We start from the raw sequence: 20,429 nt of genomic DNA, 5'->3' as shown, positions 1-20,429 counted from the left end.
GCCGCCGGAGTCCCGTCAGAGGCTGATCGCGTACACCTTGCGCAGCGCCTCGTGCACCGTCCACGTCGTACGGTCGCCCGCGCGCAGCACCGCCAGGTCCCCGGGCCCGACGCGCAGGGTGGGGCCGCCCTCGACCTCGATGGTCGCCGAACCGCTGAGCACCACGAACATCTCGTCCGCCTCCGTGTCGGTGACGACGCCGGGGGTGATCTGCCAGATGCCGCGCACCTGGCGGCCGTCCGCCGACTCGTGCACGACCTTGCCGGTCACCTCGGGCGCCCCGGAGACGATCTGCTCCGGGTCGAGCGGTTCGGGCACGAGGTCGGCGTCGGGCACGTGGAGCGAGAAGCTGGCGAGCGGGAAGCTGTCGGTCATGCGCCGACCCTAACGGCGGCCACCGCCCGCGCGACCTGGACAGAGTGTGGGGGAGCGGGCCACCGGGACGGACACTTCGTCGTGCGCTCGGAGGATACGGAGTGAGCGCACCGCACCGCTGCCGCGCGGCCGAGCGCGCCACGTCGCCGTCTCGCTGCCCGACGCACTGCGCCGGTGTCGCGCCGCCCGGACGCACCGCACCGCTGCCGCGCCGCCCGGACGCACCGCACCGCTGGCGCACCGCTGCGGGCCGTGCGCCGCTGCGGACCGTGCGAAGTGGCGGCCGTCGGCGGCCCGGGTGATCGTTGAGGGGACCGTCCCCGCACGCCACGCCCGCGAAGAGAGCAGCCCATGGCGGACCTCACGGCGGCCGGCGCTCGGCGGCCGGCGCACGACGCCCGTTCCATGCTGCTGTTCGGCGGGGTCTACGGGGCCGTGGTGGCCAGCGCGATGGTCGCCGCGCTCACCTTCCACGGCCACGAGTCCGGCGCGAGCCGCCGCTACGACGCCGCCTGGCTGCTGGTGACGGCGTTCGCGTCCGCCCTCGCGCACGGCTACGCCCACTACATCGCGGACCGGGGCCCGCACCGCCGCGGGCAGGTCCTGCGCGCCCTGGCCGCCGAGTGGCCGCTGGTGGCGGCGATGCTGCCCACCGTCCTGATCCTGGCGGGCGCGGGCTGGGGCTGGTGGCCGGCCGACGGCGTGGAGTACCCGGCCTTCACGCTCAACATCACCCTGCTGTTCGTCCTCGGCCTGCTCTCGGCCCGCTGGGCGGGCCGCCGCTGGACGATCGCGCTGGCGACGGGTGTGGGAGACGCCCTGCTGGGGCTGTTCGTGGTCGTGGCCAACGCGATCATCAAGTAGCGGGGGAGCGCGGGGCGTCCGGGTCCCGAGGGCGCCACCGGTGGTGCGTACGGTGCCGGACGGGGTATCCGCGACACCGAAGGTGCGGTGCGAACTGGCCTGCGACGCCCTTTGGTTGGGCATCGCCCCGCTGGAGGCGGCAGCCGCCGGGCGCCACACCGCAGGTGCCGCCGGCCGTCCGAGGGGGACGGCCGGCGGCACCCTGCTCACGCTGTGCGCATCCGCAAACTACTTGAGTAACGCAACGATATGGTAGGCTGGGACGCATGCCCATTGCATCATCGCCGACCGGACCCGTCTCACCCGAGGTGGCCGAGATCGAGCGAGCGCTGACCCGGATCACCTATCTGAGCACGCGGGCCCGGCAGCACGAGAAGCTGATGGGCCTGGCGGGCGTTCCGCTGGACCGCGCGGCCGTGGCGCTGCTGCGCCAGATCGCCGACTCCGAACCGCAGCGCCCCGGCGAACTGGCCAACCGCCTCGGCGTGGAGGCCTCCCATGTCACCCGGACGGTGCAGCAGCTGGAGAAGTCCGGCTACGTCACCCGGGTCCCCGACCCGGACGACCGGCGCGCGCAGCGCATCCGGCTCACCGAGGCGGGCCGGGACGCCATCGCCCGGATCCGCGAGGTGGGCGCCCGCGGCATGGAGGCCGCCCTGTCCGGCTGGTCGGCCGGCGAACTGCACCAACTCGCCACCCTGTTCCACCGCATGGTCGACGACTTCGTCGCGTACGCCAAGGACGTGGACCCGGAGTCCGAACCCGCCCCCGAACCGACCGCGAGCCCCCGCTGAGCATCCGCCGGCCGTGACCCGCGCGGGGGCACCCGCTCGCGTGCGGTAAGGTTTACCTGCGCGTTCGCACGGTTCACCGCACGAACGCATCGGGACGTGGCGCAGCTTGGTAGCGCACTTGACTGGGGGTCAAGGGGTCGCAGGTTCAAATCCTGTCGTCCCGACTCGTGAGAGTCGCAGATCAGGGCCGGTTTCGGAGGCATCCGGAACCGGCCTCGGTCGTTCCCGGGGCCAGGGTGGTCCGGGCGACGCCCTCGCCCTGTCACGCCGGTACCCGCCGGACCGGCGCGCCGCTACGGCGCCCGGGTGCGCCCCGCTCGCCGATCGGCTGTGGCGCCCGTGGTGCGGACGGTGAGCCCGACACGTATCTGGTCTGGCAGGAGGCCGCGAAGCCCCGGCACGGCGTCCCCATGCTCGGAGTGCAGCTCTTCGAGCGGGCGGCCGAGCGTGCGGTCGCCCGCGGCGCGCGCTCCATCGAGGCGACCGTGTCGGCCGACAACAAGGCCATCATCATGGTGCTGAAGAAGTGCGCCAAGCGGTACCGGGCCCCCGTGCACACCGAAGTGCTGTTCCCGGCCTCCCTCTTCCCCGAGGCCCACCACGACGAGGTGCCCTACCGGATCGGCCCGATCGAGCCGACCCCCGGCTGAGCGGCGAGCGTTTCCGTCGAGGGGGTCTCACCGCGCGCGTGCCTCACCCCACTCCGCGGAAGGTGTTGCGGTACGCGCGCGGTGACACGCCCAGCGCTTCCCGGAAGTGCTGGCGCATCGCCGTTCCCGTGCCGAAGCCGGCCTCGGCCGCGATCCGGTCCACGGGCTCGTCCGTGCGTTCCAGCAGCCGGCGGGCGTACTGCAGGCGCTGTTGGCCGAGCCACTGCATCGGTGTCATCCCCGTCTCCTGACGGAACTTGCGGGTCAGCGTCCGCACGCTCGTCGCCGCCCGGCACGCCAGGTCCTCCAGGGTGAGGGCCTCATCCAGGTGTTCGAAGGCCCAAGCGCGGGCGGCGGCGGTGGAGCTCCCGTCGGGTTCGGGCACCGGGCGGTCGATGTACTGGGCCTGGCCGCCCTCGCGGTGCGGGAGGACCACGGTGCCGCGCGCGACGGTGTTGGCGACGTCGGCGCCATGGTCGCCGCGGATCATGTGCAGGCACAGGTCGATTCCCGCGGCGACGCCCGCGGACGTCAGCACACCGTTGTCGTCGGTGTACAGCACGTCGGGGTCGACGTCGATCTCCGGGTACAGGGCGGCCAATTCGGGACACGACTTCCAGTGCGTGGTCGCCCGGCGGCCCGCGAGCAGGCCGGCCGCCGCCAGCACGAACGATCCCGTGCAGATGGACGCCAGTCGGGCCGTCGGGGGGATCTCCGCGAGGGCGGCCCGGACGAGCGGGCTCAGCCGACCGCGCCGCTGCGGGCGGTAGTCCTCGACCGCCGCGGGCACGATCACCGTGTCCGCGGCGCGCAACGCCTGCGGCCCATACGGCACGTTGACGGTGAAGTCCGCGTCGGTGGAGACCTCGCCCGGTTCCACGGCACACGTCACGACCGAGTACAGAGGCCGGCCGTCGGCGTCCGTCGCGGTCCCGAACAGGCGGTGCACGATCCCCAGTTCCATGGGCAGCAGACCGGAACGCACGAGAACCGCCACCCTGTGCACAGACTCATCGCTCACCGTCATGACCGGATTCTTTCACTACCTGTCCAGACGGCCAGTGGTTCCGGCGCCCCTCTCGCCGAAGGATGGAACACATGGATGACACGATCGGCCAGCAAACCAAGGATTCCGGGCACCGCGCCTGGTGGGCAGCCGCCGTCGCCGGAGTGGCGATCGTCGTCGCGGGCGCCTTCTCCACGATGCCGGGCATCCTGCAGGACCCGTTGCGCGAGGAGTTCCACTGGTCCCGCGGCTCCATCGGCCTGGCGGCCTCGGCCAACATGGTCCTCTACGGGCTCACGGCCCCCTACGCGGCCGCCCTGATGGACCGGTTCGGAATCCGCCGGGTCGTCGTCGCGGCCCTCGGCACCGTCGCGGCCGGGGCGATGCTCACCACGACGATGAGCGCCGCCTGGCAGTTCACGCTCTTCTGGGGCTTCCTGGTCGGCCTCGGCACCGGATCGCTGTCGATGACCCTCGGCACCACCGTCACCAACCGCTGGTTCACCGCCCGCCGGGGCCTGGTGACCGGTATCCTCTCCTCCGGCAGCGTCCTGGGACAGATGGTCTTCCTGCCCGCCCTCTCCTGGACCATCGACCACTACGACTGGCGGCCTGCCCTCGTCACCCTCGCCCTCGCCGCCGTCGCGGTCACCCCGCTGGTCCATCTGGTCCTGCGCGACCACCCCGCCGACATCGGGCGGCGCCCTTACGGCGGCGACACCTTCGTCCCCCGCCCCGAACCCGTTCCCGGCGCCGCCCGCCGCACCGTGACCGTGCTGCGCGACGCCGCGCGCACCGTGCCCTTCTGGCTGCTCGCCGGTACGTTCGCCATCTGCGGAGCGTCCACCAACGGCATCATGTGGACCCACTTCGCCCCCGCCGCCCACGACCACGGCATGCCCGTCACCACGGCCTCCACCCTGCTGGCGTTCATCGGCGTCTTCAACGTCGTCGGCACGATCGCCTCCGGCTGGCTCACCGACCGACGGGACGCCCGCCGGCTCCTCGCCGCCTACTTCCTGCTGCGGGGCCTGCTCATGGTGAGCCTGCCGCTGATCATGACGGCGACCGTCAGCCCGCCCATGCTGGTCTTCGTGGCCGCCTTCGGCCTGCTCGACCTGGCGACCGTGCCCCCGGTCATCGCCCTGTGCCGGACCTTCTACGGCGACGACAGCGCCATCGTCTTCGGCTGGACCAACGCGGCCCACCAGATCGGCGCGGCGGCGGCATCTTTCCTCGGTGGTGTGGCTCGTGACGCGTTCGGCACCTACGATCCCGTCTGGCTCGCCCTGGGCGCCGCCTGCGCGGCCGCCGCCCTGCTGTCCCTGAGCATCCGTGTCCGCCCCGCGCCCTCACCGCCCTCCTCGGCCGCGGACGAGACCGACGAGAAGACGCACGCGTCGTCGGCCGCGCGGCAGTGACGGCGGCCGCGGGCGGCTGGAGGCGCACCTCCCGGCGTCCCGACCAGTGAGACGTGATGCAGAGGCCGTGTCGGAGCATCCGGCGCGGCCTCCAGCCATGTCCCCGCGCCTTTCCCCGGGCCGCCTGCGGTCGTTCCGCTGCGGGAGCCGTCCTTCGGGCCCCCGCGCCCGTCTCACCCACCGGACGGCGGCGTGCGCTCCTCTTGACTGGCGCCCGGGGCGGCATGACACTCCAGTGAGGAATCCTAGTGAACAGGTAGGGAATCATGGGGCGCCTTGAGCCGGTCACCGGCCGTGCGAGCCGCAGCCGTACGGCGCGGCCCTCCTCCCCGCGCACCGCGTCCTCGCGCATCTCCTCCCCGCGCACCGCGCCCCTGCTCACCTCCCGCCGTCACATCGATCTGCTGCGCGTCTGCAGCGCCATCCCGCTGGGCTGATCGCGGGGCGGCGCCCCCGCCGGCCCGGCCGCCGCGGCCGTCACGACTCCGTCATCGCTTCCGCAGCGCGCGCGTCCGCGCGCCCGTACCCGGGGAGACCCATGTCCGTCACACCGCAGGCCGCCCACCCCGTCGCCCGGACCGCCCCCGCCTTCCGGGGCCGTATCGGCCGGGACCCGCGCAGCGGCCACTACGCCGTGCCGCGCCGCTACCGCCTCCATCTGTCCACCGCCTGCCCGCAGGGGCTGGCCATCGCCGTCACGCACAGCCTGCTCGGCATCGGCGACACCTGTCCGGTGACCCTCCTGCCCGCCGTCCCCGACTGTCCCGGCGGGCACACGGCACTGCGCCCGCTGTACGAGGCGAGCGCCCACCGCTACCAGGGGCCGGCCCTGGCGCCGGTGCTCAGCGACGACTGGTCCGGCCGGATCGTCAGCACCCACGCCCCCGACATCATGCGCGACCTGGACGAGCACTTCGGCGACGGCCGGGCCGCCCTCTACCCGACCGCCGCGGCGGCCGGCATCCGCGCCGTCGAGCGGCTGTGCGCGCAGGACGTCGACGAGGCCGCGCAGCGCGCCGGCCGGGCCGACGCCGCGCCCGAAGAGCGCGCCGAGGCGCTGGCGGCACTGCTCGGCGCACTGGGCCAACTGGACCGGCTGCTCACCGGGAACGAGTATGTGACGGGCGATCAACTCACCGCCGCCGACGTGGTGTTGTGGGTGGCGCTGGTCCAGCTCGACACCGTGCACCGCCATCACCTCGACGCCCGCGCCGTGCACCGCGTCGCCGACCACCCGGCCCTGTGGGCGCACGCCCGCCGGCTCACCGCCCACCCCGCCTTCGGCGCCCACCTCGACCTCGACGGCATCGCCCGCCGGCACCACGCCGGCTGCCGGGGCCTGGAGGCCGCCGGCTCGGCCGTCCAGATCCTGGACTGGGACGCCCACGCCGACGCCGCCCGACGCGCCCACCGGCCCTGATCGTCTCATCGGGCGTTCCATCAGGTGGACGACCGTTGACTTCGGCGGGGACGCCTGACTTACTTACGCCAGAACGGTCATGAGCGTCAGCGACAAGCCCTGGCTCGCTGACCGGCAACCCTCGCGCCGCGGTGGGGTGCCCCAGGTGACGACCGGACCGGACGACGATTCGGTAAGCGCGAGGGCCCCACGGGGCCGGAACGGTGACAGGTGACGGACATGTACGCAGCTCCCCGGACGGCCCCGCGCCGCCCCCAGGGCTGCGTACCCCCCGCCGCCCAGCTCCTCGTCGCCAACCGCGCCGTCGACCTGCTCCGGGTCAACAGCGCCCTGTGTACGGCGTCCGGCCGCAGCCGGGGCTGACGACCCACCGCAGCCCCCGGCTCCCCGACGAACACCGCCCGAGCGGTGTGCCGTTGTCCGCCCAGCCCCCGGTCCCGTACGTCCCTGGCGCGCCGCCCCGTCCGCGAAACGTTTCCCCGTTTCCGCGGTGCCGTGGGCCGCCCCACCACGACGGGTCCCGGGTCCCCGACTCCGCTGGAGCCGCCATGAGTGAACCCCCGGGGGCCGTCGTGTCCCTCGACGCCGCAGCCAAGATCCCCGATCCGTCCGCCGGGGCCGCCACCGGCCTCGCCGCCGGCGAACCCGCCCGCCCCGCGCACGCCCAGCGCGTCCAGCCGCTGCGCCGGCCCGGCCGGTGGATCGCCACCGCCGTCGTCCTCGTCCTGGCCGCCCAGTTCGTCCACGGGCTGGCGACCAACAAGTTCTACCAGTGGGACCGCTTCGCCTACTGGTTCACCCGCCCGACCATCCTCGACGGCCTCCTCGTCACCCTGGAGGTCACCGCCCTCAGCGCCGTGCTCGGCCTGCTCGGCGGCGTACTGCTCGCGCTGGCCCGGCTCTCCCGCAGCCCCGTCCTGCGCGCGGTCGGCTGGCTGTACGTGTGGGCGTTCCGCTCCATCCCGCTGATCGTCGTCCTGATCTTCCTCTACAACTTCTCCGCGCTCTACCAGACCCTCAGCGTCGGCGTCCCCTTCGGCCCGGCCTTCTTCCGCTTCGACGAGTCCCGCCTGGCCACCGACATGGTCGTCGCCGTCGTCGGACTCAGCCTCAACGAGGCCGCCTACGCAGCCGAGGTCGTCCGCGGCGGCGTCCTCTCCGTCGACCAGGGCCAGCACGAGGCCGCCGCCGCCCTCGGCCTGCCCCGCGGCTACCGCTTCACCCGGATCGTCCTCCCGCAGGCCCTGCGCTCCATCGTGCCCAACTACGTCAACCAGCTCATCGGCCTGGTCAAGGCCACCTCGCTCGTCTTCTACGTCTCCCTGCTCGACCTGTTCGGCACCGCCCAGACCATGGGCTCCACCTACCCCGGCGACATCGTGCCGCTGCTGCTGGTGGTCACCGTCTGGTACCTGATCCTGACCAGTCTCTTCTCCGTCGCCCAGTTCTACGTCGAGCGCCACTACGCCCGCGGCGCCACCCGCACCCTGCCGCCCACCCCCCTGCAGAGACTGCGGACCGCCCTCACCACGGCGCGCACCCGCCTGCGCAGCGAGGCCGCGATATGAGCACCGACGTCCAGATTCCCGCGGACAGCGACCGGAGCGCCCCGGCCGCCGTCGAAGTGCACGACGTGCACAAGTGGTACGGCGCCCACCGGGTGCTCAACGGCATCGACCTGACGATCCGGCCCGGCGAGGTCACCGTCGTCCTCGGCCCGTCCGGCTCCGGCAAGTCCACCCTGCTGCGGGTGATCAACCACCTGGAGAAGCCCGAGGCCGGCCATGTCAGCGTGGGCGGCGAGCCCATCGGCGTACGCCGCAACGGCAAGCGGCTGAAGGAGCTGAGCGAGCGGGTCATCCTCGCCCAGCGCAGCCGCATCGGCTTCGTCTTCCAGAACTTCAACCTCTTCCCGCACCTGACCGCCCTCGACAACGTCGCCGCCGCGCCCGTCGCCACCGGCCGTCTCGGCCGGGGCGAGGCCCGCGAACTCGCCCGGAACCTGCTGCACCGCGTCGGACTCGGCGACCGCACCGGCGCCTATCCCAGGCAGCTGTCCGGCGGCCAGCAGCAGCGCGTCGCCATCGCCCGCGCCCTCGCGCTGCGCCCCGGCGTGATCCTCTTCGACGAGCCGACCTCCGCCCTCGACCCCGAACTCGTCGGCGAGGTGCTGTCCGTCATCAAGGACCTGGCGGCCGGCGGCACCACCCTCGTCATCGTCACCCACGAGATCGGCTTCGCCCGCGAGGTCGCCGACCGGATCGTCTTCCTCGACGGCGGACGCATCGTCGAACAGGGGCCGCCCGCCCAGGTGCTGGACCACCCGAGCCACCCGCGCACCAGGGACTTCCTGAGCAAGGTCCTCTGACCTCCGCCCTCCGCCGACATCCCCACCGCGGCCCGCCGGGCCGCGCCCCCCACGCCTCATCGCCACACCCCGACAAGGACAGCCATGCCCGCCTCCCGCCTCCCCAGCCGGTTCCCGCGCCACCTCGCCGCCACCGCCGCCGTCGCCTCCCTCGCCCTGTCCCTCACCGCCTGCGGCGGCGACAGCGACGCGGCCACCACCGCCGGAAGCGCCGCGGACGGCACGGTCACCGTGGGGCAGCTGTCCAACGGCGCCGCACAGCAGACCACCCTCAAGGCGTCCGAGGTGAAGTCCCTCAACGCCGAACTGCCCGCCGCCGTACGCAAGAGCGGCAAGCTCGTCATCGGCGTCGGCGCGCTGCCGGCGGGCTTCCCGCCGCTGGCCTACGTGGGCAGCGACCAGAAGACCCTCACCGGCGCCGAACCCGACCTCGGCCGCCTCGTCGCGGCCACCCTCGGCCTTGAGCCCGAACTGCGCAACTCCACCTGGGAGAACCTCTTCGTCGGCGTCGACAGCGGCAAGGTCGACGTCGCCTTCTCCAACGTCACCGACACCGAGGAGCGCAAGAAGAAGTACGAGTTCGCCTCCTACCGGCAGGACAACCTCGCCTTCGAGGCGCCCAAGAAGAGCACCTGGAACTTCGGCGGCGACTACGAGAACCTCGCCGGCCGCACCGTCGCCGTCGGCTCCGGAACCAACCAGGAGAAGATCCTGCTGGAGTGGAAGGCGAAGCTCGCCAAGGAGGGCAAGAAGCTCACCGTCAAGTACTACCAGGACTCCAACAGCATCTACCTCGCCCTGGCCAGCGGCAAGATCGACCTCTACTTCGGCCCCAACCCCGGCATCGCCTACCACACCCGGCAGGTCGCGAACACGCCGCGCGCCACCCGCACCGCCGGCACGTTCTCCGGGGCCGGCGCCTCGCTCCAGGGCCTGATCGCGGCCACCGCGAAGAAGGACAGCGGCCTGGCCAAACCGGTCGCCGACGCCATCAACCACCTGATCGACGACGGTACGTACGCCAAGTGGCTCGCCGCCTGGAACCTCTCCAACGAGGCCGTCGCCAAGTCGCAGATCAACCCGCCCGGCCTGCCGCTCGACAACTCCTGACCCGGCGCGCCCCCCGATCCCGTAGGAAGGAAGAACCCACCCGTGTCCTCCACCCCTTCCGCACCCCTCCACCTCGCCGTGGCCCTCGACGGCGCCGGCTGGCACCCGGCCGCCTGGCGGGAGCCGGTCTCCCGACCCCGCGAGCTGTTCACCGCCGGATACTGGGCCGCTCTGGTCGCCGAGGCCGAGCGCGGCCTGCTCGACTTCGTGACCTTCGAGGACGGCCTCGGCCTGCAGTCCTCCCACCCCTTCGAACCCGACGAGCGCACCGACCAGGTCCGCGGCCGGCTCGACGCCGTCCTGACCGCCGCCCGGATCGCCCCGCTGACCCGGCACATCGGCCTGGTGCCGACCGTCGTCGTCACCCACACCGAGCCGTTCCACATCTCCAAGGCGATCGCCACCCTCGACTACGTCAGCTCCGGCCGCGCCGGACTGCGCGTCCGGGTCGACGCCCGCCCGAACGAGGCCGCGCACTTCGGCCGCCGCACCGTCCCGGCGATCGATCTGGACGATCTGCCCGCCGCCCGGGAGGCGGTGGCCGGACTCTTCGAGGAGGCCGCCGACTACGTCGAGGTCGTCCGCCGGCTGTGGGACAGCTGGGAGGACGACGCCGAGATACGCGACGTGGCCACCGGCCGCTTCATCGACCGCGACAAACTCCACTACATCGACTTCGAGGGCCGCCACTTCAGCGTCAAGGGCCCCTCCATCACCCCCCGCCCGCCGCAGGGCCAGCCGCCCGTCAGCGCCCTCGCCCACCACACCGTGCCCTACCGGCTGGTGGCGCGGCAGACCGACATCGGCTACGTCACCCCGCAGGACGCCGACGAGGCCCGCGCGATCGTCGCCGAGATCCGCGCCGAACAGGAGGCGGCCGGCCGGGACGGCGAACCGCTGCACGTCTTCGGCGACCTGGTCGTCTTCCTGGACGACGACGCCGCCACCGCGAGCGCCCGCCGCGACCGGCTCGACGAGCTGGCCGGCGAGCCGTACAGCAGCGACGCACCGGTCTTCACCGGCACCCCGGCGCAACTGGCCGACACCCTCCAGGAGCTGGCGGAGGCCGGGCTGACCGGGTTCCGGCTGCGGCCCGCCGCCGCCGGTCACGACCTGCCGGCCGTCAGCCGGAAGCTGGTGCCCGAACTCCAGCGCCGCGGCGCCTTCCGCCAGGCCTACGAGGCCGACACCCTGCGCGGCCTGCTGGGCCTGACCCGCCCCGCCAACCGCTACGCCGCCACCGTCTGAGCCGGAGGAGAGAGACGACCATGAGCAAGCCGCTCAAGCAGATCCACCTGGCCGCGCACTTCCCCGGGGTCAACAACACCACCGTGTGGAGCGACCCGGCCGCCGGCAGCCATATCGAGTTCAGCTCCTTCGCCCACTTCGCGCGCACCGCCGAACGCGCCAAGTTCGACTTCCTGTTCCTCGCCGAGGGGCTGCGCCTGCGCGAACAGGGCGGAAAAATATACGACTTGGACGTCGTCGGCCGCCCGGACACCTTCACCGTCCTCGCCGCGCTGGCCGCCGTCACCGACCGGCTCGGCCTGACCGGCACCATCAACTCCACCTTCAACGAGCCCTACGAGGTGGCCCGCCAGTTCGCCAGCCTCGACCACCTCTCCGGCGGCCGCTCCGCCTGGAACGTCGTCACCTCCTGGGACGCCTTCACCGGCGAGAACTTCCGGCGCGGCGGCTTCCTGCCGAAGGAGGAACGCTACGCGCGCGCCAAGGAGTTCCTGGCCACCGCGGGCGAACTCTTCGACTCCTGGCACGGGGACGAGATCGTCGCCGACCAGGCGACCGGAGTCTTCCTGCGCGACGCCAAGGCCGGCGCGTTCGTCCACCAGGGGCCGCAGTTCGACATCCACGGGCAGTTCGACGTGCCGCGCTCGCCGCAGGGCCGGCCGGTGATCTTCCAGGCCGGGGACTCCGAGGAGGGCCGCGAGTTCGCCGCCTCCGGCGCCGACGCCATCTTCAGCCGCTACGCCTCCTGGGACGACGGCCGCGCCTTCTACCGCGACGTCAAGTCCCGCCTGGCCAAGTACGGCCGCAGGGACGACCAGTTGCTCATCCTGCCCGCCGCCACGTTCGTGCTCGGCGACACCGACGCCGAGGCCGAGGAACTCGCCCACGAGGTGCGCCGGCAGCAGGTCAGCGGCGCGACCGCGATCAAGCACCTGGAGTTCGTCTGGAACCGGGACCTCTCCTCGTACGACCCGGAGGGCCCGCTGCCCGACATCGACCCGGACACCGGCGAGGACCACATCGCGCGCGGTCGCGCCCAGGTCCGCATGTACCGGGACCCGCTGGCCACCGCCCGGGAGTGGCGCGAACTGGCCGCCGCCAACAACTGGTCCATCCGCGACCTGGTCATCCACACCGGCAACCGGCAGACCTTCGTCGGCTCGCCCGCCACCGTCGCCAAGACCATCAACGAGTTCGTCCAGGGCGACGTCTCCGACGGGTTCATCCTCGTCCCGCACATCACCCCCGGCGGCCTCGACCCGTTCGCCGACAAGGTCGTCCCGCTCCTGCAGGAACAGGGCGTCTTCCGCGCCGACTACGAGGGCACGACCCTGCGCGACCACCTCGGCCTCGACCACCCGGACGAGGCGCGCGAGCGGCGGGTGGCGTCGTGAAGTTCCTCGCCATCACCCTGATCGTGCACCGCCCCGACCCCGTGACGGGCGTCCTCAAGTCCACCCACGAACGCTTCCGGGAAGTCCTCGACAACGCACAGCTCGCCGAGGAACTCGGCTTCGACGGCTTCGGCGTGGGGGAGCGGCACGAGCGGCCCTTCATCTCCTCCTCGCCGACGGTGGTGCTCAGCCACGTCGCCGCGCTCACCCGGCGCATCCGCCTGTTCACCGCCGTCACCACCCTGAGCCTGCTCGACCCGGTCCGCGCCTACGAGGACTACGCGACGCTCGACCACCTCTCCGGCGGCCGCCTCGACCTCATCATCGGCAAGGGCAACGGCACCGCCCAGCGCGAGCTGTTCCACGTCACACCCGAGGACCAGTGGGACCGCAACGCCGAGAGCTACGAGGTGTTCCGGCAGCTGTGGCGAAAGGACAAGGTCACCGCCAAGACCCGGTTCCGGCCCGAACTGACCGACGCCGAGGTCTGGCCGCGCCCCTACCAGCAGCCGGTCCGGGTCTGGCACGGCAGTGCGACCAGCAAGGAGAGCGTCGACCTCGCCGCCCGCTACGGCGACCCGCTGTTCTCCGCGAACGTCACCCACCCCATCGAGCCCTACGCCGAGTTGATCGACCACTACCGCGAGCGCTGGGAGCACTACGGTCACGACCCGGCCCGCATCGCCGTCGGTGCGGGCTCGGCCGGCCTCTACGTCGCCCGCACCTCCCAGGAGGCCCTGGACGCCTACCGGCCCGTCTTCGAGAGCAACCTGGCGTTCCAGCGCGAGCACGGCCTGCCCGTCGTCTTCGAGACGCTGGAGGACTACGCGGAACGCAGCTCCGCGCTGATCGGCAGCCCGCAGCAGGTGATCGAGAAGGTGCACCGCTACCACGAGCGGTTCGGGCACACCGTGCTGCATGTGCAGGCGGACGCGAGCGGGCTGACCGACGCCCAGCACCGGGACTCGCTGGAGCTCTTCCAGGGCGAGGTCGCGCCCGTGCTGCGCACCGAGATACCCGACCCGCCGTTCGCCTGGGGGCCGGTGTCCGCCGAGCCCGGAGCGCCTGCGCAGGAGCCCGTCTCCGGTGCGTCCGTGTCCGGGGAGGCCGCTTCGCGGCAGCCCGCGTCCCTGTCCGCCACCGCCCGCTGAGGAGGCCCGCGTTGTCCTTCCCCACCCCCCTCGGCGTCCTCGACCTGGTGCCGGTCCCGTCCGGCGCCACGGCCGGCGAGGCCCTGCGCAACTCCCTCGACCTCGCCCGGCAGGCCGAGCAACTCGGGTACGCCCGCTACTGGTTCGCCGAGCACCACCTCAACCCGGGCGTGGCCGGCACCTCGCCCGCGGTGCTCCTCGCGCTGACCGCCGCCGCCACCTCCACCATCCGGCTCGGCTCCGGCGCCGTACAGCTCGGGCACCGCACCGCGCTGTCCACGGTCGAGGAGTTCGGCCTGATCGACGCGCTGCACCCGGGCCGCCTCGACCTGGGCCTCGGCCGCTCGGGCGGCCGTCCGTCCGGGGAGACGGAGACCCCGGCGACGGTCACGCCCGTCGTGGACGGCCGCGCCCCGAACGGTCTGCTCATCCCGCCCCGGTTCTCCTTCGAACGCCTCCTCGGCTCGCCGCGGATCGCCCTGCAGCGCCGGCTGCTCCAGCTGCCGGGCGCCGAGTCCCAGGACTACGCCGAGCAGATCGACGACCTTCTGGCCCTGCTGGCGGGCGCCTACCGCTCCCCGGAGGGCGTGGAGGCGCACGTGATCCCCGGCGAGGGCGCCGAGGTGGAGGTGTGGGTCCTGGGCAGCAGCGGCGGGCAGAGCGCGCGGGTCGCGGGCCGCCGGGGCCTGCGTTTCGCCGCGAACTACCACGTCAGCCCCGCCACCGTGCTGGAGGCGGTGGACGGCTACCGGTCGTTCTTCCAGCCCTCCGACCACCTCGACAAGCCCTACGTCAGCGTCTCGGCCGACGTGGTGGTCGCCGAGGACGACGCCACGGCCCGGGAACTCGCCGCAGGCTACGGGCTGTGGGTGCGCAGCATCCGCACCGCCGAGGGCGCGATCCCGTACCCGACGCCCGAGGAGGCGCGCGGCCACGAGTGGAGCGAGGAGGATCAGGAGCTGGTCCAGGACCGCCTCGACACCCGGTTCGTGGGCTCCGCGGGCCGCGTCGCCGACCAGCTGGAACAACTGCGCGACGCGACGGGCGCGGACGAACTCCTCGTCACCACCATCACCCACGACCACGCCGCCCGGGTGCGGTCGTACGCACTCCTGGCCGAGGAGTGGAGCAGGCGGTGAGGAACGGCGGGGCGGAACCGCGACCACCGACGGTCCCCGGCCCGCCCTCCCCGCCCGGCCGGGCCTGCCCGGCCCGAGGCCTTCCGGCAGGGCGCACTCGCCGGACCGGCCGCGCTCCCGGCCCGACGAGCCGCCCGGCGCTGGCGCGCTCCCGGCCGGGCGGGCTGCCTCACGCGGTCGCGCCCCCGTCCGCCCGGCCGGGCGCCCCGCCCGAACGGCACCTTGCCCGGCCGATGGCCTGACGGCCGGCACCCTGGCCGGTAGGTGGCTTGTCCGGCCGGTGCTCTGCCTGGCCGGTGTCTTGTCCGGCTGGCGGTCTGTCCGGTCGGTGCCGCGCCGGGGCGGCGTCCTGCCTGGCCGGTGGCCTGTCTGACGGGTGCCGCGCGCGGTAGGTGGCCTGGCCGGTAGGTGGTGCCCGGCCGGTGCTCTGCCTGGTCGGCGTCTTGCCCGGCCGATGGTCTGCCCGACCGGTGCCGTGCCCGGTCGGTGGCTTGGCCGATCGGCGCGGTACCCGGCCGGGCGCCCTGCCCGGCTGAGGTCTGCCCGTCCGGTGCCGTGCCCGGTAGGTGCCTGGCCGGTCGGCGTCGTGCCCGACCGGTGGCCTGCCCGGTCGGCGTCCTGCCCGGCGGCGACCTGCCTGCCCGGCGGCGACCCGCGCGCTCGGCGGACCGTCGTGGGCGATGCCCCGTCGCGGCCCCGTGCCGCTGGCCCTGCCGCCGTCGGGTGGTTCAGGCCGCGCCGAAGGCTGTGAAGGCCCAGCCCGTCGCCAAGTGGGTGGCGTCGGCCGGCAGGGCCGCGCGGGCGTCGCGCAGGGCCTCGGCCAACGAGCGACCCGCGGCGATCCCCTGGTGCAGGGCCAACATCAGCGGCACCACCGCCTCGTCGTTGACCGGCGCGCTGCACGCCACCACCCCGGCCGTGCCCAGCGGCAGCAACGCCGTGACCAGGCCGAGGAGTTCGTCCGCGCCGACCGACGCGAACCGGGCCGTGTCGCAGCAGGACAGGATGAGCCGGTACGGGCTGCGGTCGAGGCGTTCGAAGTCGTGCACGATCAGCGGACCGTCGGCCATGCCCAGCGACGAGAACAGCGGACTGTCCGCGCGGAAGACGCCGTGCGCGGCGATGTGCGCGAGCGCCGCCCCGTCCAACTCCCGCAGCACGCGCGAGGCATGGGCGCCGTCGCCCTCCAGGACGACCGGAGCGCCGTACCGCCCGGCCAGCTCGGGCACCTCCGCGCCGCCGGTCGCCAGACCCGGCCCGCGCACCAGCACCCGGCGCCCGGAGCGCGGCGGTTCGGTCTCCCGCGCCCGCAGCCAACTGCTCGCCGACGGCGACACGCTCAGCACCCGCTCCCGCAGCGACGGCAGCAGCGCCCACGGCACCCGGTGCAGCGAACCCGGCGGCACCACCACGACCGGCCCGTCGCCCAACTCCCGTACGGCCGGGCCGAGCAGCAGCTCCTCCAGACGCCGGCCCGCCGCCTCCACCAGCGGCAGCCGGGCCGCCGCCCCGGGATGGGCCAGCCGCCGCAGCCCCGCCTGCACGTGCTCGGCCTCCAGCACCGCGTCGGCCAGCCGCCCGGCCGTGAAGCGCCGTACCCGGCCGCGCCCGCACAGCAGCACGTGCACCCGCCCGTCCAGCACGGCCAGTTCGACCAGCCGTGCCTCGCCGAGCCGGTCCAGCAGCCGCCCCGGCTCGAACCGGTCGCCGCCGCCGGGCGCGGCCCCGCGCAGCCGCAGGGTGCGCGAGCGGATCTCCCGCTCCAAACGCCGCTGTTCGCGCTCCAGCGCCACCACCGGCGGCCCGTCCCGGCGAGCCGCCTCCGCGCGGGCGGCGATCTCCCGGAACGCGGTCAGCGCGCTCAGCAGCGCGGGGTCGGCCGGCGGCCGGGTGGGCGGCGCGGACAGCACCGTGGCCCGCCACCGCTCGCTCCACACCAGCAGCCGCCGCGGCCGCCCCGAGGCGGCCGCCGCCTCCTGCGCCAGCGCGGCCAGCTCGGCGCCCTGCGCGGCCGCCCGCGCCCGCAACTCCGAGGCGCCCAGCGTCATCCGGTGGTCGTCCAGCACGTCGAGACCGCGCCGGCACGCCTCCAGTACCCCCCGGCCCGAGCCGGCCGCCCGCGCCCGCAGCGCCTGCGCCGCCCAGCCCGTCATCCGAGCCAGCGGCGGACCGCCGTGCCGGCTGCGGGCCGCCCGCGCCAGATGCCGCTCTGCCTCCGCCGACCGGCCGAGCGCCAGCGCGATCCGGCCCGCCAGCAGCGACGCCTCGGGAGCGGCCGGCGATCCGAAGGCGGCCAGGTCCTCGGCGACCGCGGCGGCGTCCGCGACCAGCCGCCCCGAACGGCGCCCGGCCGCGGCCCGCGCCTCGATCAGCACCAGCCGGGCGTGCGTCTCCCACCAGGTGCGCCGCTGCCCCGCGAACAGCCGCACCGCCACCGCCGCCCGGGCGGTCGCCGTGTGCGGGTCGTCCGCGAGGCGGGCCGCCCGCGCCGCCGCCAGCAGCAGTTCCGCCTTGCGGGTGGACTGGCCGCCGAGCCGGTCCAGTTCGGCGATCGCCGCGTCCGCCTCGGCCAGCGCCTCGGGGGCCAGCCCGGCCGCCATCAGCACCTCGCAGCGCCGGATGTTCAGCATGAACGTCGGCGTGCCCAGCTTCGCGTACCGCTCCTCGGCCTCGTCCAGCAGCCGCAGCGCCGCCGGGATGTCGCCCTTGCGGAACGCCGCGAGCCCCCGGCTCTCCACCGCGTCCGCCTTGTCGTGCTCCTGGCCGGTGGTGTCCCACAGCGCCTCGGCCGCCGTGAAGTCGGCGTCCGCCCGCTCCACCGCCCCCAGCGCCAGATGCACCGTGGCCCGCAGGGTCAGCGCCCGCGCCGTCCAGATCACGTCGTCCGCCTGCCGCAGCACCGGCACCGCGCGCCGTACGTCCTCCAGCGCCTCGCGGTGCCGGCCCAGCACCCACCACACGTACGCCCGCCGGAACAGCACCCGCGCCCGGGTGTGCCCGGTGCCGCGCGCCACCCCCCGCTCGAACGCCGCGAGGCCCAGCCGGGTCCGTCCCGCGTGCACCAGCGCCACCCCGAGCGTGGCCAGCACGTCGGCCTCCCGCTCGGCCGAATCGGCCCGGGCGGCCAGATCGCGGGCCCGCCGCAGATGCCGCAGCGCCAGGCGCATGTCGCCGAAGTCCCGCTGCCAGATGCCGATCACCTGGTGCGCCACCGAACCGTGCAACGGCGGCGGCCCGGCCGCCAGCAGGCCGCGGGCCCGCTCCAGCGCCTCGCCGGGGGCGGCGAACACCATCGGCAGCAGATCGAGGGCCGAATCGCTGCTTCCCGCTGTCACCCCTCGGATGGTAGTGGTCGGCGCGACACCGCCGCACCGGCCGCAGCTGTATCAATCCGGCCGTCCCAGACTCTGACTGACGACCGCCGCCCACCGGGAGGACACTCCATGGCGCCCCAGCGATTCCACGAGCAGTTCGACCAGATCCAGCGCTCGATGCCCGACGTCCCCCTGGCGATGGGCCCGGACGACGCCGCCGAGTTCCTCTACGAGAAGGGCGTCGTCCTCGCCCGCGACGGCGAGGAGGCCCGCCTCGTCGAGGACGCCGTCCGCGGCCACTTCACCGCCACCGAGGGCCTGTCCGCCGACCGGGTGCGCCGGGCCGGCCCGGACACCAACCGCACCGGCGTCACCCGCATCCAGGTCGGCGACCCCGGCCAGGGCGGCCGCGACGGCGACCACGCCGTCGCCCACGCGCTGCGCGCCCTGCGCCCGCACGAGGGCCGGGCCGGCCGGCGCCTGGTCAGCCGCAACCACGTCGTGTCGATCACCTCGGTCAACGCCTGCCCCGGCGACGAGCCCGTGCCCGCCCCGCGCCGCCGCGGCGTCAACCCCGCGCCCGCCGGCACCCCCTACGACGCCGCCACCGCCGTGGGCGTCCTCGTCATCGACACCGGCCTCATGAGCGACCACGGCTCCGTCCCGCTGCTCGCCCACGTCCGCGGCGACGCGCAGCTCCAGGAGACCGACGAGCACGGCGTCCTCCAGCAGTACGTCGGACACGGCACGTTCATCGCCGGACTCGTCGCCGCCGTCGCCCCCAACACCGACATCACCGTCCGCGGCACCCTCAACGACGCCGGCGCCATCCTGGAGTCCGAGTTCGGGCACAAGCTCTTCGAGGCCGTCGAAGCGGACGGCTGGCCCGACATCATCAGCCTCTCCGCCGGCACCTCCAACGGCCGCACCGACGGCCTCCTCGGCATCGACGCGTTCATGCGCGAACTGCGCGCGCGGGGCACCCTGTTGGTCGCCGCCGCCGGCAACAACGCCAGCGCCACCCCGTTCTGGCCCGCCGCCTACGCGGGCCTGCCCGAGTACGCCGACACCGTGCTCTCGGTGGGCGCGCTGCGCGGCGACGGCGAACACGGCGCCTGCTTCAGCAACCACGGCGCCTGGGTCACGGCGTACGCCCCCGGCGAGCGGCTCACCGGAGTCCTCACCGGCTTCACCGCCCCGGTGCCCTACGTCTACCAGCACTCCACCTACGACGCCTGCCGGTTCGGCTTCGCCTACGCCTGCACCTGCCAGTCCCCGCGCCACACCGGCCTGTTGAGCGAGGGACAGGACAACGGCTCCGCCAAGGCGGACCAGGTGATGTTCGAGGGGTACGCGCACTGGAGCGGGACCTCCTTCGCCACCCCCGTCGCCGCCGGCATGGTGGCCGCGCACATGACCGCGCACCGGGAGCGCGACGCCCGCGCGGCCCGGCGTGAACTCCTGGCCGCCAACACCGAGTACGCCGAGGTGCGCGGAGCGCACGTGCCCGCGCTGCGCCCGCCGACCTGGCGCCCGGCCACCGTCGCCCGGCTCGCCCCGCGGCCATGAGGACCACGGCCATGAGGACCACGGCCATGACGGCCGCCCGCCCGGCGCGCACCGTCACCCTCGCGAGGACCGGAGCCCTCCCCTCCACGGCGTACGATGGCTTGCCGTACCCGAGAGGTGAGTCCGTGGACCGTGCAGATGTCGGCGCGCTCGTCCGGTCCGCAGTCGACGGCGACGCGGCGGCCTGGAAAGCGCTGGTGGAGGGGCTGAGCCCGCTGGTGTGGTCGGTGGTGCGCGCGCACCGGCTCTCCGACGCCGACGGGCACGAGGTCTACCAGACCGTGTGGCTCCGCTTCGCCCAGCACCTCGCACGCATCCGCGAACCCGACAAGGCGGGCTCCTGGCTCGCCAGCACCGCCCGCAACGAGTGCCTGAGGACCCTGCGAAGCCTGAGCCGGCTCACGGTGACCAGCGATCCGCGCCTGCTCGACCGGGTCAGCGAGGAGAGCACCCCCGAACAGGCGGTGCTGGAGTCCGAGGAGGCCGCCGCGCAGAGCGAGCGGATCCGCAGACTGTGGCAGGAGTTCGAGGAACTCGGCGACCGCTGCCGCCAGTTGCTGCGCGTGCTGATCGCCTCGCCGCCGCCGAGCTACCAGGAGGTGTCGG

General features: G+C 74.1%; 19 protein-coding genes, 1 tRNA gene and 1 riboswitch. Of the genes, 17 read left to right on the top strand and 3 right to left on the bottom strand.

Annotation, left to right across the window (positions count from 1 at the left end):
- Nucleotides 1-15: 15 nt before the first annotated feature.
- Complete coding sequence (locus K7787_RS18795; RefSeq protein WP_223002266.1) at nucleotides 16-375, bottom strand: cupin domain-containing protein; 360 nt, start codon at nucleotides 373-375, stop codon at nucleotides 16-18.
- A 351-nt stretch (nucleotides 376-726) separates the two neighbouring features.
- Here K7787_RS18795 and K7787_RS18790 point away from each other — a divergent pair, with 351 nt between their 5' ends.
- The 4 genes from K7787_RS18790 to K7787_RS18775 all read left to right on the top strand — a co-directional run bounded on the left by K7787_RS18790 (nucleotide 727) and on the right by K7787_RS18775 (nucleotide 2,683).
- Entirely contained in the window at nucleotides 727-1,239 is a 513-nt protein-coding gene (locus tag K7787_RS18790) for a hypothetical protein (RefSeq protein ID WP_164389801.1), read from the top strand.
- Between the two features lie 266 nt (nucleotides 1,240-1,505).
- Nucleotides 1,506-2,033, top strand: a complete 528-nt coding sequence (locus K7787_RS18785; RefSeq protein WP_169436317.1) for a MarR family winged helix-turn-helix transcriptional regulator — start codon at nucleotides 1,506-1,508, stop codon at nucleotides 2,031-2,033.
- A 90-nt stretch (nucleotides 2,034-2,123) separates the two neighbouring features.
- Nucleotides 2,124-2,197 (top strand) — tRNA-Pro (locus tag K7787_RS18780).
- Nucleotides 2,198-2,443: 246 nt separating this feature from the next.
- The gene (locus K7787_RS18775; protein ID WP_247721054.1) at nucleotides 2,444-2,683 is read left to right on the top strand and encodes a GNAT family N-acetyltransferase; all 240 of its coding nucleotides are present in this window, start codon (nucleotides 2,444-2,446) and stop codon (nucleotides 2,681-2,683) included.
- A 43-nt stretch (nucleotides 2,684-2,726) separates the two neighbouring features.
- Here the strand turns inward: K7787_RS18775 and K7787_RS18770 are convergent, their stop codons facing one another.
- Nucleotides 2,727-3,710 (bottom strand): GlxA family transcriptional regulator, encoded by a 984-nt coding sequence (locus K7787_RS18770; protein WP_223002265.1) that lies wholly within the window; start codon nucleotides 3,708-3,710, stop codon nucleotides 2,727-2,729.
- A gap of 62 nt (nucleotides 3,711-3,772) precedes the next feature.
- On the opposite strand from K7787_RS18770, the gene K7787_RS18765 reads away from it, so the two are divergent.
- The 11 genes from K7787_RS18765 to K7787_RS18715 all read left to right on the top strand — a co-directional run bounded on the left by K7787_RS18765 (nucleotide 3,773) and on the right by K7787_RS18715 (nucleotide 14,940).
- Nucleotides 3,773-5,110, top strand: a complete 1,338-nt coding sequence (locus K7787_RS18765) for an MFS transporter (protein WP_372456658.1) — start codon at nucleotides 3,773-3,775, stop codon at nucleotides 5,108-5,110.
- A 266-nt stretch (nucleotides 5,111-5,376) separates the two neighbouring features.
- Nucleotides 5,377-5,547, top strand: a complete 171-nt coding sequence (locus K7787_RS18760) for a putative leader peptide (protein ID WP_223002263.1) — start codon at nucleotides 5,377-5,379, stop codon at nucleotides 5,545-5,547.
- 101 nt (nucleotides 5,548-5,648) lie between these two features.
- Nucleotides 5,649-6,530, top strand: coding sequence for a glutathione S-transferase C-terminal domain-containing protein (locus K7787_RS18755; protein WP_223002262.1), 882 nt, complete (start codon nucleotides 5,649-5,651; stop codon nucleotides 6,528-6,530).
- A gap of 75 nt (nucleotides 6,531-6,605) precedes the next feature.
- Nucleotides 6,606-6,715: riboswitch (SAM riboswitch) on the top strand.
- A gap of 34 nt (nucleotides 6,716-6,749) precedes the next feature.
- Nucleotides 6,750-6,893 carry a hypothetical protein gene (locus K7787_RS18750; RefSeq protein ID WP_158694059.1) on the top strand — a complete coding sequence of 48 codons (144 nt, stop codon included), beginning with the start codon at nucleotides 6,750-6,752 and terminating at the stop codon, nucleotides 6,891-6,893.
- Between the two features lie 185 nt (nucleotides 6,894-7,078).
- A complete protein-coding gene (locus K7787_RS18745; RefSeq protein WP_169436313.1) occupies nucleotides 7,079-8,098 on the top strand; it encodes an amino acid ABC transporter permease in 1,020 nt (339 codons plus the stop codon).
- Complete coding sequence (locus K7787_RS18740) at nucleotides 8,095-8,898, top strand: amino acid ABC transporter ATP-binding protein (protein WP_223002261.1); 804 nt, start codon at nucleotides 8,095-8,097, stop codon at nucleotides 8,896-8,898. Before K7787_RS18745 ends, K7787_RS18740 begins: the two co-directional genes overlap by 4 nt.
- Nucleotides 8,899-8,982: 84 nt before the next feature.
- Nucleotides 8,983-10,008 carry an ABC transporter substrate-binding protein gene (locus tag K7787_RS18735; RefSeq protein WP_223002260.1) on the top strand — a complete coding sequence of 342 codons (1,026 nt, stop codon included), beginning with the start codon at nucleotides 8,983-8,985 and terminating at the stop codon, nucleotides 10,006-10,008.
- A 42-nt stretch (nucleotides 10,009-10,050) separates the two neighbouring features.
- Complete coding sequence (locus tag K7787_RS18730; RefSeq protein ID WP_223002259.1) at nucleotides 10,051-11,256, top strand: LLM class flavin-dependent oxidoreductase; 1,206 nt, start codon at nucleotides 10,051-10,053, stop codon at nucleotides 11,254-11,256.
- A 20-nt stretch (nucleotides 11,257-11,276) separates the two neighbouring features.
- The gene (locus K7787_RS18725; RefSeq protein ID WP_164389816.1) at nucleotides 11,277-12,650 is read left to right on the top strand and encodes an NtaA/DmoA family FMN-dependent monooxygenase; all 1,374 of its coding nucleotides are present in this window, start codon (nucleotides 11,277-11,279) and stop codon (nucleotides 12,648-12,650) included.
- Nucleotides 12,647-13,801 carry an LLM class flavin-dependent oxidoreductase gene (locus K7787_RS18720; RefSeq protein WP_169436308.1) on the top strand — a complete coding sequence of 385 codons (1,155 nt, stop codon included), beginning with the start codon at nucleotides 12,647-12,649 and terminating at the stop codon, nucleotides 13,799-13,801. Before K7787_RS18725 ends, K7787_RS18720 begins: the two co-directional genes overlap by 4 nt.
- A gap of 11 nt (nucleotides 13,802-13,812) precedes the next feature.
- Nucleotides 13,813-14,940 (top strand): LLM class flavin-dependent oxidoreductase, encoded by a 1,128-nt coding sequence (locus tag K7787_RS18715; protein ID WP_223002258.1) that lies wholly within the window; start codon nucleotides 13,813-13,815, stop codon nucleotides 14,938-14,940.
- 728 nt (nucleotides 14,941-15,668) lie between these two features.
- Here the strand turns inward: K7787_RS18715 and K7787_RS18710 are convergent.
- Nucleotides 15,669-18,233: a CHAT domain-containing protein gene (locus K7787_RS18710; RefSeq protein WP_247721060.1), complete on the bottom strand. Its 2,565-nt coding sequence runs from the start codon at nucleotides 18,231-18,233 to the stop codon at nucleotides 15,669-15,671.
- A 150-nt stretch (nucleotides 18,234-18,383) separates the two neighbouring features.
- On the opposite strand from K7787_RS18710, the gene K7787_RS18705 reads away from it, so the two are divergent.
- Together K7787_RS18705 and K7787_RS18700 are read left to right on the top strand one after the other, a co-directional pair.
- On the top strand, nucleotides 18,384-19,823 hold the full coding sequence (locus K7787_RS18705; RefSeq protein WP_223002256.1) for a S8/S53 family peptidase: 1,440 nt from the start codon (nucleotides 18,384-18,386) through the stop codon (nucleotides 19,821-19,823).
- Nucleotides 19,824-19,834: 11 nt separating this feature from the next.
- Nucleotides 19,835-20,429 (top strand): RNA polymerase sigma factor (locus K7787_RS18700; protein WP_372456657.1); only part of this gene is annotated, 595 nt, incomplete at its 3' end.

The sequence above is a fragment of the Streptomyces sennicomposti genome, assembly GCF_019890635.1.
Lineage (GTDB): Bacteria > Actinomycetota > Actinomycetes > Streptomycetales > Streptomycetaceae > Streptomyces > Streptomyces sennicomposti.
This window is presented reverse-complemented; position numbering and strand designations above follow the sequence as displayed.

Coding starts and splice junctions, on each gene's coding strand:
- K7787_RS18795 (WP_223002266.1), bottom strand. CDS start 375: ATGACCGACAGCTTCCCGCTCGCCAGCTTCTCGCTCCACGTGCCCGAC.
- K7787_RS18790 (WP_164389801.1), top strand. CDS start 727: ATGGCGGACCTCACGGCGGCCGGCGCTCGGCGGCCGGCGCACGACGCC.
- K7787_RS18785 (WP_169436317.1), top strand. CDS start 1,506: ATGCCCATTGCATCATCGCCGACCGGACCCGTCTCACCCGAGGTGGCC.
- K7787_RS18775 (WP_247721054.1), top strand. CDS start 2,444: ATGCTCGGAGTGCAGCTCTTCGAGCGGGCGGCCGAGCGTGCGGTCGCC.
- K7787_RS18770 (WP_223002265.1), bottom strand. CDS start 3,710: ATGACGGTGAGCGATGAGTCTGTGCACAGGGTGGCGGTTCTCGTGCGT.
- K7787_RS18765 (WP_372456658.1), top strand. CDS start 3,773: ATGGAACACATGGATGACACGATCGGCCAGCAAACCAAGGATTCCGGG.
- K7787_RS18760 (WP_223002263.1), top strand. CDS start 5,377: ATGGGGCGCCTTGAGCCGGTCACCGGCCGTGCGAGCCGCAGCCGTACG.
- K7787_RS18755 (WP_223002262.1), top strand. CDS start 5,649: ATGTCCGTCACACCGCAGGCCGCCCACCCCGTCGCCCGGACCGCCCCC.
- K7787_RS18750 (WP_158694059.1), top strand. CDS start 6,750: ATGTACGCAGCTCCCCGGACGGCCCCGCGCCGCCCCCAGGGCTGCGTA.
- K7787_RS18745 (WP_169436313.1), top strand. CDS start 7,079: ATGAGTGAACCCCCGGGGGCCGTCGTGTCCCTCGACGCCGCAGCCAAG.
- K7787_RS18740 (WP_223002261.1), top strand. CDS start 8,095: ATGAGCACCGACGTCCAGATTCCCGCGGACAGCGACCGGAGCGCCCCG.
- K7787_RS18735 (WP_223002260.1), top strand. CDS start 8,983: ATGCCCGCCTCCCGCCTCCCCAGCCGGTTCCCGCGCCACCTCGCCGCC.
- K7787_RS18725 (WP_164389816.1), top strand. CDS start 11,277: ATGAGCAAGCCGCTCAAGCAGATCCACCTGGCCGCGCACTTCCCCGGG.
- K7787_RS18710 (WP_247721060.1), bottom strand. CDS start 18,233: ATGGTGTTCGCCGCCCCCGGCGAGGCGCTGGAGCGGGCCCGCGGCCTG.
- K7787_RS18705 (WP_223002256.1), top strand. CDS start 18,384: ATGGCGCCCCAGCGATTCCACGAGCAGTTCGACCAGATCCAGCGCTCG.